Source organism: Mesorhizobium sp. M7A.F.Ca.AU.001.01.1.1 (assembly GCF_004022735.1).
Lineage (GTDB): Bacteria > Pseudomonadota > Alphaproteobacteria > Rhizobiales > Rhizobiaceae > Mesorhizobium > Mesorhizobium ciceri.
The window spans coordinates 1-13,124 of record NZ_RZPF01000077.1 but is presented as its reverse complement, the minus strand read 5'-3'; the positions used below and the strand labels follow the sequence as shown (position 1 = coordinate 13,124).

The window sequence follows — 13,124 nt, the reverse complement described above, 5'->3', positions numbered from 1 at the left end:
CGCTGGCGCTGGCCTCCCGACAGCTTGACGCCGCGCTCGCCGACAAACGCCTCGTAGCCGGCGCGGTCCCTGTTGTCGCGCAAGGTCAGGATGAACTCGTGCGCCTCAGCCTTTTTCGCCGCCGCGATCACCTCCGCATCGGTCGCGTCAGGCATGCCGAGCTTGATGTTGTCGCGCAGCGAACGGTGGAACAGCGCCGTGTCCTGGCTGACGACGCCGATATTGGCGCGCAGCGAATTCTGCGTAACTTTGGCGACATCCTGGCCATCGATGGTGATCGACCCGCTCTCGAGATCGTAGAGGCGCAGGATCAGATTGGCGAGGGTCGTCTTGCCGGCGCCGGACGGTCCGACCAGCCCTACCTTCTCGCCTGGCCTGACGACAAGGTCGATGCCGTTCAGCACGCCGAAACCTTTGCCGTAGTGGAACTCGACGTTCTTCACCGCGATACGGCCACCCGCAACGACGAGTTCCTTGGCGTCGGGCGCATCGGTGAGGCCGAGCGGCTGCGAGATCAGCGCCTTGGAATTCTCCAGCACGCCGAGGTTTCGCAAGATGCTGTTGAGCTGCATCATCAGCCGGCCGAGCAGCATGTTGAGCCGCAGCACCAGCGACAGGGTGAAGGCGACCGCGCCGACGGTGATCGAGCCCTCGACCCAGAGATAGACGGCAAAGCAGCCGATCGCCGTGATCATGATGCCCGACAGCGTGGTCAGCGCCATGCGCACGCCGGTCAGCCGGCGGGTGAACGGGCGCAATGCGTCGAGATAGATGTCGAAACCGTTCCTGATGTAGCGGTCGTCGCCATCGGCCGAGAACAGTTTCAGCGTCTGCACGTTGGAATAGGAATCGACGATGCGGCCGGTGATCATCGAGCCGGCCTCGGCTGTTTCCTCGGCATGCTTGCGGATTGCCGGCAAATAGAGCTTGGCCAGCCAGCCGAAGGCGGAAATCCAGATCACCACCAGAACCGCCAGCCTGAGATCGAGGCCTGCGACCAGCGCCAGCGTCGTCACCGTGTAGACGATCATAAACCAGACGACCTCGATGAAGCTTTCCATCAAGTCGCCGGTCGCCTGGCCCGCCTGCCAGACCTTCGTCGCGATGCGGCCGGCGAAATCGTTCTGGAAAAAGGCGTAGGACTGGCGCGAGACATGCCGGTGCGCCTGCCAGCGCACCAGATTGTAGAAGCCCGGCGTGATCGTCTGTTCGTCGACCAGCGCCGACAGGCCGACGACGACGGTGCGGATGACCAGCACCACCACGGCCATGAAAACCAGTTCAGGGCCGGCGGCGGCCCACAGTGCGTGCCAGCTGCGCTCGGCGGGAAGCTGGTCGAGAATATCGACCAGCCGCCCGACGAAGTAGAACAGGCCGGCCTCGACCAGCGGCGCGATGCCGCCGATGACCAGCATGGCGAAGAAGGCGAACTTCGCCTGGCCGACATAGTGCCAGAGAAAGCCGCCGACACTGATCGGTGGCCGAAGATTCGCCGGCTCCCTGAACGGATAGACCCAGTTCTCGAACCAGCGATAGACGGCTGTCATCATGCGGCGGCCATCATTCTGCGGCTTGCCTCTTTGCAAGTGCGTCGTTGGCGGGACCGTCCTCAAGCAGGAACCCGCCCGACTGGCGCTGCCAGAGCTGCGCGTAGAGCCCGCCCTTGGCGACGAGTTCTTCGTGCGAACCTTCCTCGATGACACGGCCCTTGTCCATCACCACCAGCCTGTCCATCGCCGCGATGGTCGACAGCCGGTGCGCGATGGCGATGACGGTCTTGCCTTGCATGAGCTTGTAGAGATTCTCCTGGATCGCCGCCTCGGCTTCGGAATCAAGCGCCGAGGTCGCTTCGTCAAGGATAAGTATAGGTGCGTCCTTCAACATAACGCGAGCAATGGCGACGCGTTGCCGCTGGCCACCGGACAATTTGACGCCGCGGTCACCGACATAGGCGTCGAAGCCCTTGCGGCCGCTGGCATCCGAAAGCCCCGATATGAAGTCCAGCGCCTCGGCGCGCCGCGCCGCCTCGACAAGCATCTCGTCGGTTGCATCGGGCCGGCCATAAAGGATGTTCTCGCGCACCGAACGATGCAGCAGCGAGGTGTCCTGCGTGACCATGCCGATCTGCGCACGAAGCGAATCCTGCTTCACAGCGGCGATTTCCTGGCCATCGACCAATATCTGCCCGGCTTCGAGGTCGTAGAAGCGCAGCAACAGGTTGACCAGCGTGGACTTGCCGGCGCCGGAACGGCCGACGATGCCGACCTTCTCGCCCGGCTTCACCGCCAGCGACAGGCCCTCGATCACACCCTTCTGCTTGCCGTAGTGGAAGCGAATGTCCTCGAAGCGGATCTCACCCCTGGAAACGCTGATCTCCTTCGCGTCCGGCCGGTCCTCGACAAGGCGCGGCAGCGAGATCGAGGCGATACCGTCCTGCACCGTGCCGATGTTCTCGAACAGGCCCGACATTTCCCACATGATCCATTGCGACATGCCCCACAACCTGAGCACAAGGCCGATGACCACGGCGACCGCGCCGATCGTCACTGCTTGCCCCAGCCACAGCCACAGCGCCATCGCGGTCACCGAGAACAAGAGCAGCGCGTTCAGTATGTAGAGCGAGCCGAAAAGCACTGTCACCAGGCGCATCGACCGGTAGACCGTTTCGAGAAAGCCGGACATACCGTCTTTGGCGAATGACGCTTCGCGGCGTGCATGGCTGAACAGCTTGACCGTCTGGATGTTTGAGTAGCTGTCGACGACCCGGCCCGTCATGATCGAGCGCGCATTGGCCTGTTCCTCGCCGACCTTGCCCAGCCGGGGAATGAAAAACCGCAGCAAAAGGATATAGCCGACCAGCCAGACGCCGAGCGGCGCGGCCAGCCGCCAGTCGGCCGAGCCGACGATGAGCAGCATGCCGAGGAAGTAGACGATAACGTAATTCAGGACGTCGATCACCTTGATGACGCATTCGCGCACGGCGAGAGCCGTCTGCATCAGCTTGGTCGCGATGCGGCCGGCGAACTCGTCCTGGTAGAAACTCATCGACTGCTTGAGCAGATAGCGGTGCACCTGCCAGCGGATGCGCATGGGATAGTTGCCCATCAGCGTTTGCTGGTTGAGGAGCGAATGCAGCCATACGGTGCCCGGCAGTGCGAACAGCACGATGAAGGCCATGCCGGCAAGCTTCCAGGCTTCCGTCTGCAGGAAGGTTTCGCGATTCTGCCCCGACAGCCAGTCGACGATGCGGCCGAGGAAGCCGAACATCCACACTTCCGCGATCGCGATGGCCGTCACCAGCACTGCGTCGAAAAGGATATAGGGCCAGGCGCCGCGCGTATAATGCACGCAGAAGGCAACCAGCGTCTTGGGCGGCTCGACCGGTTCCGCCGCGGGGAACGGATCGAGCCTTTTTTCAAACCAGCTAAACAACAACATAGGTCATGCCTGTGAAATGTGTTTGCCGCTTACGCGGCACGTGAGCGTACGAAGTCCCCGGAACCCATGGCGTCGAGTGCCGACGGTCCGGAATCACCCGGACCGTCGGCAATGCTTCGCGCAATATAGGGGCTCGCGGGCTTTTCGCCGACAGCTGCGCCAGACGATCCTGACGACACGGTGCCGCCAGCCCGGTTTTTCGGGCCAGGCCGGATCAGCCGGATGATCCGGCGCACCAGCGACGGCCGCCCGGGATCGGGAACCGCGCGCGAAAAATCGACATCCGGCAGCATGCCGCGATGCGGCCGGCGGCGAACCTCGGCGTGAACCGCCGACGAATAGGTGTCGCCGATCAGCAGCGCCCAGGTCGGCAGTCGGTGGATATGCAGGCTCCTCGAGCCCGGTATTCTGTAGGGATCGAACATCGGTCCGTCCTCCGTGTGAAAATCGAGATAAAAAGGCGAAGCAATATCGTCCGCCGGCATTCGCCCGGAGACACGCATTGCATCGGTCCGGACATGACGAGTGTCGGTCCGGACAGCTTCAGTTGGGGCGTTCAGCCCTTTTGACTTTTTGAAAAACATCGCAGGATTCCTTCGGAAGCCGAAAAATCGTTTCGGCGGGAATCGGTGCGATCAAGTCTTAGAGAGTCAGGAGAATCGTCGTACCGAAACCGCCGGCAGGCAGGTAAGCCCACGAGAGGGGCGCTGGATGTGCATGGTCATCATGAATTACCCCTCCATCGGTTCGGGTTGACAATGCTGGTTGTATACCCGACTTCGCAGAAAATGGCCACCCGCAGGTCCAGCAATTTCCAAAACCGCCAAGCCGCTGTGGCCGATCCGCCACTTATTAGAAGGACGCGGAAATGAACCGTCGTCTCCGCATCGCGCTCTACCAGCCTGACATTGCCGGCAACACCGGAACAATCCTGCGCTTCGCCGCGTGCCTCGGACTTGGCGTCGACATCATCGAACCGGCCGGATTTCCGCTCTCCGACAAGTCGCTCAAGCGAGCCGGCATGGACTACCTCGAAATGGCTGCCCTGACCCGGCATGTCGACTGGCACGCCTTCGAGGAATGGCGCAAGGCTGGTTCGCACCGGCTGGTGCTGCTGTCGACCAAAGCCACGACGGCCTACACCAGCTTCAGCTTCGCGGACGGTGACGTCCTCCTGTTCGGCCGCGAATCCGCAGGCGTGCCGGATCCTGTCCATCAGGCGGCGAATGCGCGCCTGACCATCCCCATGCAGGGTACGGCGCGCAGCATCAACGTGGCGCTCTCCGTCGCCATGGTGGTGGGCGAAGCCATCCGGCAACTCGGATAACGGCACTCCGTCTCCCGACATCTCGACCCAGGCGCACATCGCCTTCTCCTTCGTTTGCACATCCAGGGTTTCTTCGCTACAAGCTCAACTTAACTTGAGGTCAAGCAGAAAAATCGGGACGGAAAATCAGACATGGCGCCTGTAACGGAATTAACGGTTGGCCAGGTGGCCATGCGCAGCGGGGTGGCGGTGTCGGCGCTGCATTTCTACGAGGCCCGCGGCTTGATCCGCAGCCACCGCACGTCGGGCAACCAGCGCCGCTACGGCCGCGACGTGCTGCGGCGCGTGGCGATCATCAAGGTCGCACAGGAGGTCGGCATCTCGCTGGCCGAAATCGGTGCCGCACTTGAATCACTGCCCGAAAGCCGCACGCCGACGCGCGACGACTGGAACCTTTTGTCGACCGCCTGGCGCGACGGGCTCGATCACAAGATCGCCCAGTTGAAGAAACTGCGCGAAGGGCTGACCGACTGCATCGGCTGCGGCTGCATGTCGATCGACAAATGCCCGCTGCGCAACAAGGGTGACCGGCTGGCACGCGAGGGAACGGGGGCAAGGAGGCTGGTCGCTCTTCCTTCTCCCCGTTCACGGGGAGAAGGTGCCTGAACGCAGTGAAGGCAGATGAGGGGCGGCGCCAGCATTGAGAGGTTCGTGCCGCTCCTCAACCTGCCTGCCGGCACCCTCTCCCCGTAAACGGGGCGACGAAATCCTAGTCGGCCGCAGGCAACCGCCTGATGGTGAACTCGATCAGGTCGCCCGGCCGCTCGAACCAGCTTTCGATCTCGGTCCAGTAGGCCTGCTTGGGAAAGCGCTCGAACCATTCCTTGGCCTTGAGCCGGGCATCGGAGCGTGGCAGCACGAAGGTCTCGCGCAGGAAACCGTCGCGCGGCATACGCACGCGCTCGGCACGGCTTTGGTCGAGCCTTTTCTTTAGGCCATCCAGCGGCGGTCTTGCCGGGGTGCGCACGAAACAACTCCTTGCACCGTAATGACACTTGACCCTGTCCCCTAAGAGATTAGGGATCGCGCCGGCAAAAGACGAGTCATTTGTGGGACTCGCCGCCCCAACCGGAGACGGCATTTGGAACGACCAGAAATACCGGCGGGCCTGCCCGCCGACATCGAACAGAAGAAGATGAAGGCGCGCCTCTGGTTCGAGGCGCTGCGCGAACGCATCTGCGCCACCTTCGAGCAGATCGAGCAGGATCTTGGCGGGCCGCTGGCCTCGTGGTCGCCCGGCCGCTTCGAAAAGACGCCATGGGAACGTGACGAGGGGCGCGGCGGCGGCGGCACCATGTCGATGATGCACGGTCGCGTCTTCGAAAAGGTCGGCGTCCACACATCGACCGTCCATGGCGAGTTCTCACCCGAATTCAGGAAGCAGATGCCCGGTGCCGAGGAAGACCCGCGCTTCTGGGCATCCGGCATTTCGCTGATCGCGCACCCATGGAATCCCAACGTTCCGGCCGTGCACATGAACACGCGCATGGTGGTCACATCCAGCCAATGGTTCGGCGGCGGTGCCGATCTGACACCGGTGCTCGATCGCCGCCGCACCCAGGACGACCCCGACACGGTCGCCTTCCACCGCGCCATGCAATTCGCTTGCGAGAAGAATGTCGCGGTGGCCGATTACCCAAAATTCAAGGCCTGGTGCGACGAGTACTTCTATCTGTCGCACCGCAACGAGCCGCGCGGCACCGGTGGCATCTTCTTCGACTGGCTGCATTCGGGTGAGGACAAGGGCGGCTGGAATGCCGATTTCAACTTCGTCCAGGATGTCGGCCGCGCTTTTCTCGTCGTCTACGGCCACCTTGTGCGCGCCAACTTCAACGAGAACTGGACCGATGGCGACCGTGACGAACAGCTCATCCGCCGCGGCCGCTACGTCGAATTCAATCTGCTTCACGATCGCGGCACCATATTCGGACTGAAGACCGGCGGCAATGTCGCCGCCATCCTCTCCAGCCTGCCGCCCGAGGTCCGCTGGCCGTAACAAAATGGTGAGCCCGGCGTGAGCCGCATTGATGTCCCATTCGCTCGAATTGGGCATGGAATGTGGCACACGGTGCGGCGAAAAATTTCTTTTTCGTCTAATAGGCTCTTGAAAAGACTGGTCTATTTGTGGCGCGGGGTCGGGAAGCGCCGGCGGTTCGCCTGCGCGCAATTTCAGGAAAGTGCGAAACGGCTTTCCGACCGGAATTGCGTCAAGACAAAGCGAGCCGCGACCCGACGCGACCGGACGGCCCAAGACGACGCGGGACATCTTCGTCAAAAAGATACCCGCCTTTCCAGGAGTACTTCGCAATGCGCAAGATCATTGTTTCGTCGGCCGCCGCTGCCTTCTCGCTTCCGGTTCGGTGGCGTTCGCCGCCGTCAAGCACACCACCGGGACGATCAAGACCTTTGACACGACGGCCATGAGCCTGGTCCTCGACGATGGATCGTCTTTTACGCTTCCCAAGACCTTCAAGGATCCTGGCCTGCAGGTCGGTGAAAAGGTCCGTGTCTCATGGGACATGAGCGGCAAGAAAAAGATTGCCGAGGCTGTCAAGATCGCCAAGTGAAGGCCTGCCCGCCAAAACGGGACGAGACGAGGGCGGAGCGATGCTGCTCCGCCCTTTTGCCGTTGACGGCAACCAATACCACCCCATCTGTGTTATGCTTCTCACCCGTTCGCGGTCCGCGGTTTCAACCCTGGAACCGGACATGGGCCAAAAAAGTGCCGGAGCCTCGACCAGGCTCCACGGAGAAAAGGAGAAATCTCATGAAGGAATTTCACTGCGGGTCGCTCGTGCCCGGCTGTGACTGGCACACACGTGCCGACGAGGAAGCCGAGGTCATGCGCCGTGCCGTCGAGCACATGCGCGAGACACATGGTGAGACGGTCATCCGCGAGACGATGATCGAGGCGATCCGTTCGCGCATCGAAAAGACCCGCGACGCGGCCTGATCTACCCGGCCTGCAAGGCTTCGGCGGCGCGCTTGAGGAGCGCGTCGCGATCAGGGGCAAACCCGGCTTCGACCCATTCCGCTTCGAGATTCCTGAGGATTTCGCCGAGTTTCGGGCCTGGAGTTGCGCCGAGCGCCGTCAGATCGGCACCTTTCAGCGGAAACAACGGCTTTTCCCATTTGGTGGCGAAGCCAAGCAGGCGCGAAAAGCCACCGGCTTCGAGCAGCGCCTCATTGTCCTCGACGGCGCGCATCCTGGCTGCCGCAAGCGACAGCCGCAGACGGTCGACAAACCCCTGCCGGTCGCCGCGATAGAGCCTTTTTGCCAGTTCGCCCTCGGTCGTCTTCGGCTCGACGGCGGTGGCGAGCGCCCATTGGCGCAGGCGATCCGCTTCGGCGGTCGAGAGTTTGAGCCGCTCGGCGAGCGACTTCATGCGAGCGGCATCGGGCGGCACGATCGCTTCCAGTCTGAGCAGCGGGTCGGGTGCCCAGCCCAGATCCTTGCCGGCCTTGGCCAACCCATGGATGGCATCGATACCCCATTTCTCGCTTTCCGGCAGCGCCGCGGTCAAGACACCTGCCTGCCGCATCCAAAGCAGCGCCCGTGACGGATCGGGCGCCGACAAAAGTTTCTTCAGTTCCGACCAGATGCGCTCGGACGAAAGCTGGGCCAGCCCTTCCTTCAGACGGGCGCAGGCTTTCAGCCCCTCGGCGTCGGGCCGTCCGTCGCCGTACCAGGCGAAGAAGCGGAAGAAGCGCAGGATGCGCAGGTAGTCTTCGCGAATGCGCGCTTCCGGGTCGCCGATGAATCGCAGCCGGCGCGCCTCGATGTCGGCAATGCCGCCGACCAGGTCGACCACCTTGCCATCGGCCTCGGCATAGAGCGCGTTGATGGTGAAGTCGCGCCGCTCGGCATCGAGCTTCCAGTCGCGCCCGAACGACACTTTCGCGCGCCGCCCGTCGGTTTCGATATCGGCGCGCAAGGTGGTGATTTCATAGGGCTTTCCGCCGGCAACCACGGTGATCGTCCCATGCTCGATGCCGGTTGGCACCGCCTTGAACCCTTCCGCTTCGGCGCGGCGGAGGGTTTGCTGCGGCAAGCAGGTGGTGGCGATGTCGATGTCGGCGACCGGCTGGTCCATCAGCGTGTTGCGCACCGCGCCGCCGGCGACTCGCGCCTCTTCACCGCCTTCGGCCAATGCGAACAGCAGGCGCTGTAGATGCTTGTCGGTGAGCCAATCGGCCCTGCCCGCGATCGAGACACTCACGCATAGAGCCTTTCATAGAGAGTACGAATGATGCCGGCGGTGACGCCCCAGATGCGCCGGTCGCCGTAAGGCATGTCGTAGAAGAACCATTCGAGATCGTTCCACATACGGCTGTCGCGCTTGTGGTTGGCCGGGTCCATCAGGAAGCGCAGCGGCACTTCGAAAGCGGCATCGACCTCGTCTGCGTTGAGCGTCAGTTGGAAACCGGGCCGCACGATGCCAAGCACCGGGGCGATGCGGTAGCCGCTGCCGGCGACATAGTCGGGCATGCGGCCGATGATCTCGATGCCATCTCGGCCAAGCCCGATCTCCTCGAAGGTCTCGCGCAGCGCCGCCGCCTCAGGGCTCGGATCGGTCGGATCGATAGTGCCGCCGGGAAAGGCCACCTGCCCCGAATGGCTGCGCAGCTTTTCGGCCCGTTTGGTCAGAAGAACCGTCGCATCGCCCTCATGATCGACCACCGGGATCAGCACCGCGGCATTGCGCAGCGCCTTGCCCTGGTTGAGGCGCGGATGGCCGGGGTTGAAGCGATGGTCGCCATAGTCGTCGTCGCCTGCATGTGCATCGGGCTGCACGGCAAAGCGCGCGCGAAAATCCGCGGATGAAAACGGCGCCGGCGTCACCTGGTCCATCACGCGCTCAGCCGCTTCAACTGGTCCGCCGGCATGATCGGGAACACGGCGCCCTTGGAGCGCACCGCGAACATCGTCTCGCCGCCGATTTCGATCTCCTCGCCATGCCCGACCAGTTCATACATCACCGGCCGCGCCACCAGCGCCTCCAGACGGCCACGCACCAGCACATAGGGCTTCAACCCGCCGGTCTCGTTCTCATCGACAAACCGCAGCGGCCGTTCCGGCCCGGCTTCGACGACGTCGCCGACATTGGTGCGGAAGGTGATTGTCTGCGCCTCGCCGCTGCCCGAAACGTCCATTTCGACGGCGATGAACGGCGCATCGGCGACGCGGATGCCGACCTTTTCTACCGGTGTCACCAGATAGGTCCTGCCATCGGCGTCCTTGCGCAGCACCGAGGAGAAAAGCTGCACCAGCGGCATGCGCCCGATCGGCGTGCCCAGATAGAACCAGGTGCCGTCGGCCTTGATCTCCATGTCCAGATCGCCGCAGAAGTCGGGATTCCAGCGTTCGACAGGTGCCGCGCCCTTGCCGGCACGGGCGGCGCGCGAGATCAGCGCCTCGAGACCACGCGCCTCGGTGGCATCAGTCAGGCTTTCTTCACGATGTCCCAAGGGTCCCGTCATGGTCACGAAATAGTCACTGTTGTTCCGCTTGTCAGCCTAAGTCTGTGATTTAAGTTTCGATGTAGGCGCCACGCGAGGCCGAATCGCGGCAACTTATGGTATGGTGCAGCCGTTGTTCCAGCCATGGTATTCCAACCACAAGGATCGATGCGGCATGAGCGTGATGGTCAAGGAAAGCCCGATCAGCGAAAAGGACATGATCGCCGAGGCCGAGAAGGCGCTTGCCGACATCTCCCGGATCCGCGACGGGGTCGGCCGGGTCATCTTCGGACAGGAAAGCGTCGTCGAGCGCACGCTGGTGGCGCTGCTGGCCGGTGGCCATGCGCTTTTGGTCGGCGTGCCGGGTCTCGCCAAAACCAAGCTGGTCGAAACACTTGGCATCGTGCTCGGCCTCGATTCGCGTCGCATCCAGTTCACGCCGGATCTGATGCCGTCCGATATCCTCGGCTCCGAAGTGATGGAGCAGGACGAGACCGGAAAACGCTCCTTCCGCTTCATCTCCGGGCCGATCTTCGCCCAGCTGCTGATGGCCGACGAGATCAACCGCGCGTCGCCGCGCACTCAGTCGGCGCTGCTGCAGGCCATGCAGGAATACCACGTCACCATTGCCGGCGCCCGCCATGACCTGCCGGCGCCCTTCCACGTGCTGGCAACCCAGAACCCGCTGGAGCAGGAGGGCACCTATCCGCTGCCCGAGGCACAGCTTGACCGCTTCCTGATGCAGGTGGACATCCTCTATCCCGAAATCGAGGCGGAGCGCCGCATCCTTCTGGAAACCACCGGCATCGAGGACGCGAAAGCGCAAAACGTGCTGCAGCCGGTGCGGCTGAAGGAGATCCAGACGCTGATCCGCCGCATGCCGGTGCCTGAAAGCGTCGTCGAGGCGATCCTGACGCTGGTGCGCTCGGCGCGTCCCGGCCAAGGCAATGCCGAGACCGATAAGAACGTCGCCTGGGGTCCCGGCCCGCGCGCCAGCCAGGCGCTGATGCTGTGCACAAGGGCGCGCGCGCTTTACGACGGACGGCTGGCGCCCTCGGTCGACGACGTCCGTGCGCTGGCCGAGCCGGTGCTGCAGCATCGCATGGCGCTGACCTTCGCCGCCCGCGCCGAAGGCACCAGCGTGCGTGACGTGGTGGCGAAACTCGTGAAAGGGATTTGATGCCGCGCATCGGCGAGGTCCAGGCTCCGGCAGCGACGCGCGACGCGCTCGCCCGTGGCCGGTTGCGGGCCTCGCTTGTGCCAGACCTGCTGGTCGAGGCGCGCCGTATCGTCAACACCGTGATCGCCGGCTGGCACGGCCGCCGCAAGCGCGGCATCGGCGAGAATTTCTGGCAGTTCCGGCCCTATGTCGAGGGCGATTCCTCGCGCATCGACTGGCGCCGCTCGGCCCGCGACGACCACACCTATGTGCGCGACCGCGAATGGGAAGCCGCCCATACCGTCTGGCTGTGGGCCGACCCCTCGCCGTCGATGCTCTACAAATCGACAGGCGCCAGCGTTTCCAAGCAATCGCGCGCGCTGGTGCTGGCGCTGGCCATGGCCGAGCTGTTGTCGCGCAGCGGCGAACGCATCGCCTGGCCGGGCCTCACCGACCCGTTCACCGCCCGCAACGGCGCCGAACGAATTGCCGCCCAGTTGATGCATGCCGGCGAGCTGCCGGCAAAACCCGACCTGTCCGACATCAGGCGCTTCTGCGACATCGTCATCGTCAGCGACTTCCTCGATCCCGTCGAGGAGACGATGGCCTGGCTCGACGTGCTGGCCCGCCACGGCGTGCGCGCCCACCTGATCGAGGTCGCCGACCCGGCCGAGGAGACCTTCCCCTATGCCGGCCGCACCGAATTCACCGATCCCGAGACCGGCGACAAGCTGACCGCCGGCCGCGCCGAAATGCTGGGTGATGAGTATCGCCTGCTCTACACCGCCCGCCGCCACGAACTGGCCGCCTGGTGCAAGCGGCTTGGCTGGAGCTTTACCGTCAACCACACCGATCGGCTCGCCTCCGACGCGCTGGTGCGGCTGCACATGGCGATGACCACTGATGGCCCCTCGGTCAGGCCGACCGCTGGCGGTCGTGCAGGCATCGCTGGTGGCGATCGGCCAGGAAAGGCTGTCGCATGAGTTGGCTGCCGCTCTCCTTTGGCGCCCCCATGGTGCTGTGGGGCCTGCTGGCACTGCCGGTGATCTGGTGGCTGCTCAGGCTGACGCCGCCCAAGCCGCAGACCGAGATCTTCCCGCCGCTGAAGATCCTGGCGCGCGTACTGAAGCGCGAGGAGACGCCGCAGCAGAGTCCGTGGTGGCTGACGCTGCTCAGGCTCTTGATGGCGGCCCTCATCGTCGCGGCATTGGCCGACCCGGTCTTCAATCCGCGTGAAAAGCTGCCGGCCGAAGGAGCCGCCCTTGCCCTGGTCATCGACAATGACTGGGCAAGTGCCGCCGACTGGGGCAAACGCGTCGCCACCGCCGAGCGGCTGATCAACGACGCCGGCTCCAACGGCGTGCCGGTCGTCATCGCCTTCACCGCCGAAAAAGCCAATGCCGAGATCGGCCCGTTCGATGCCGCCACCGCCCTTGACCGGCTGCGCGCCGCCAAGCCGCGGCCGATCCCGACCGACCGGCCCGCCGTCTATGCCCGCGTCGCCGGCGTGCTGGAGACCTTGCCCGGGGCCAGTGTCGCCGTGCTTGCCGACGGCCTGGCGGCAAAAGGCGATGAAGCCGCCTTCAACACGCTTTTGTCGAAAAATGCCGCCCGTGTCGTCTGGGCAACCGCCGACAGGCTGTCGCTGACGGGCCTGACCGCCGCCGACAACCAGGTCGACGGCTTTGCGCTGACCGCCATCCGCGCGCCGGGCGACCCTGCCCCGGCGCAGGTCACCGC

15 protein-coding genes are annotated in these 13,124 nt (G+C 64.0%); 8 read left to right on the top strand and 7 right to left on the bottom strand.

All coding sequences use genetic code 11. The features are described from left to right. The 3 genes from EN884_RS07355 to EN884_RS07345 form a co-directional block, all read right to left on the bottom strand. Nucleotides 1-1,550: ABC transporter ATP-binding protein (locus EN884_RS07355; protein ID WP_164894940.1), on the bottom strand; the 1,550-nt coding region annotated here is incomplete at its 3' end. Between the two features lie 10 nt (nt 1,551-1,560). After that, nucleotides 1,561-3,438 (bottom strand): ABC transporter ATP-binding protein, encoded by a 1,878-nt coding sequence (locus EN884_RS07350; protein ID WP_063168844.1) that lies wholly within the window; start codon nt 3,436-3,438, stop codon nt 1,561-1,563. 29 nt (nt 3,439-3,467) lie between these two features. Then, nucleotides 3,468-3,863: a hypothetical protein gene (locus tag EN884_RS07345; RefSeq protein ID WP_082826695.1), complete on the bottom strand. Its 396-nt coding sequence runs from the start codon at nt 3,861-3,863 to the stop codon at nt 3,468-3,470. 443 nt (nt 3,864-4,306) lie between these two features. On the opposite strand from EN884_RS07345, the gene EN884_RS07340 reads away from it, so the two are divergent. Next, nucleotides 4,307-4,765: a tRNA (cytidine(34)-2'-O)-methyltransferase gene (locus EN884_RS07340; RefSeq protein ID WP_063168846.1), complete on the top strand. Its 459-nt coding sequence runs from the start codon at nt 4,307-4,309 to the stop codon at nt 4,763-4,765. Between the two features lie 132 nt (nt 4,766-4,897). Further along, on the top strand, nt 4,898-5,371 hold the full coding sequence (soxR, locus tag EN884_RS07335; RefSeq protein ID WP_063168847.1) for a redox-sensitive transcriptional activator SoxR: 474 nt from the start codon (nt 4,898-4,900) through the stop codon (nt 5,369-5,371). A 103-nt stretch (nt 5,372-5,474) separates the two neighbouring features. Here soxR and EN884_RS07330 read toward each other — a convergent pair whose 3' ends face one another. Further along, nucleotides 5,475-5,732, bottom strand: a complete 258-nt coding sequence (locus EN884_RS07330; RefSeq protein WP_013529975.1) for a hypothetical protein — start codon at nt 5,730-5,732, stop codon at nt 5,475-5,477. A gap of 114 nt (nt 5,733-5,846) precedes the next feature. On the opposite strand from EN884_RS07330, the gene hemF reads away from it, so the two are divergent. The 3 genes from hemF (at nt 5,847) to EN884_RS07315 (ending at nt 7,718) form a co-directional block, all read left to right on the top strand. After that, nucleotides 5,847-6,761, top strand: coding sequence for an oxygen-dependent coproporphyrinogen oxidase (hemF, locus tag EN884_RS07325; RefSeq protein ID WP_024504549.1), 915 nt, complete (start codon nt 5,847-5,849; stop codon nt 6,759-6,761). Between the two features lie 364 nt (nt 6,762-7,125). Continuing rightward, nucleotides 7,126-7,332 (top strand): DUF1344 domain-containing protein, encoded by a 207-nt coding sequence (locus EN884_RS07320; RefSeq protein ID WP_245491904.1) that lies wholly within the window; start codon nt 7,126-7,128, stop codon nt 7,330-7,332. Nucleotides 7,333-7,532: 200 nt separating this feature from the next. Further along, nucleotides 7,533-7,718 (top strand): DUF1059 domain-containing protein, encoded by a 186-nt coding sequence (locus tag EN884_RS07315; protein ID WP_013529972.1) that lies wholly within the window; start codon nt 7,533-7,535, stop codon nt 7,716-7,718. A gap of 1 nt (nt 7,719) precedes the next feature. Here EN884_RS07315 and EN884_RS07310 read toward each other — a convergent pair whose 3' ends face one another. The 3 genes from EN884_RS07310 to EN884_RS07300 are packed head-to-tail and all read right to left on the bottom strand — an operon-like array spanning nt 7,720 to nt 10,246. Continuing rightward, nucleotides 7,720-8,985, bottom strand: a complete 1,266-nt coding sequence (locus EN884_RS07310) for a CCA tRNA nucleotidyltransferase (protein WP_063168848.1) — start codon at nt 8,983-8,985, stop codon at nt 7,720-7,722. Next, entirely contained in the window at nt 8,982-9,617 is a 636-nt protein-coding gene (locus EN884_RS07305) for a CoA pyrophosphatase (RefSeq protein WP_063168849.1), read from the bottom strand. The genes EN884_RS07310 and EN884_RS07305 overlap by 4 nt, the downstream gene beginning before the upstream one ends. After that, complete coding sequence (locus EN884_RS07300) at nt 9,617-10,246, bottom strand: DUF1285 domain-containing protein (RefSeq protein ID WP_013529969.1); 630 nt, start codon at nt 10,244-10,246, stop codon at nt 9,617-9,619. Before EN884_RS07300 ends, EN884_RS07305 begins: the two co-directional genes overlap by 1 nt. A 154-nt stretch (nt 10,247-10,400) precedes the next feature. Here EN884_RS07300 and EN884_RS07295 point away from each other — a divergent pair, with 154 nt between their 5' ends. The 3 genes from EN884_RS07295 to EN884_RS07285 all read left to right on the top strand — a co-directional run. Continuing rightward, a complete protein-coding gene (locus EN884_RS07295) occupies nt 10,401-11,405 on the top strand; it encodes a MoxR family ATPase (protein WP_013529968.1) in 1,005 nt (334 codons plus the stop codon). Further along, nucleotides 11,405-12,367 carry a DUF58 domain-containing protein gene (locus EN884_RS07290; protein ID WP_013529967.1) on the top strand — a complete coding sequence of 321 codons (963 nt, stop codon included), beginning with the start codon at nt 11,405-11,407 and terminating at the stop codon, nt 12,365-12,367. The genes EN884_RS07295 and EN884_RS07290 overlap by 1 nt, the downstream gene beginning before the upstream one ends. Then, on the top strand, nt 12,364-13,124 hold a 761-nt coding region (locus EN884_RS07285), incomplete at its 3' end, for a BatA domain-containing protein (RefSeq protein WP_206617568.1). The genes EN884_RS07290 and EN884_RS07285, both read left to right, overlap by 4 nt.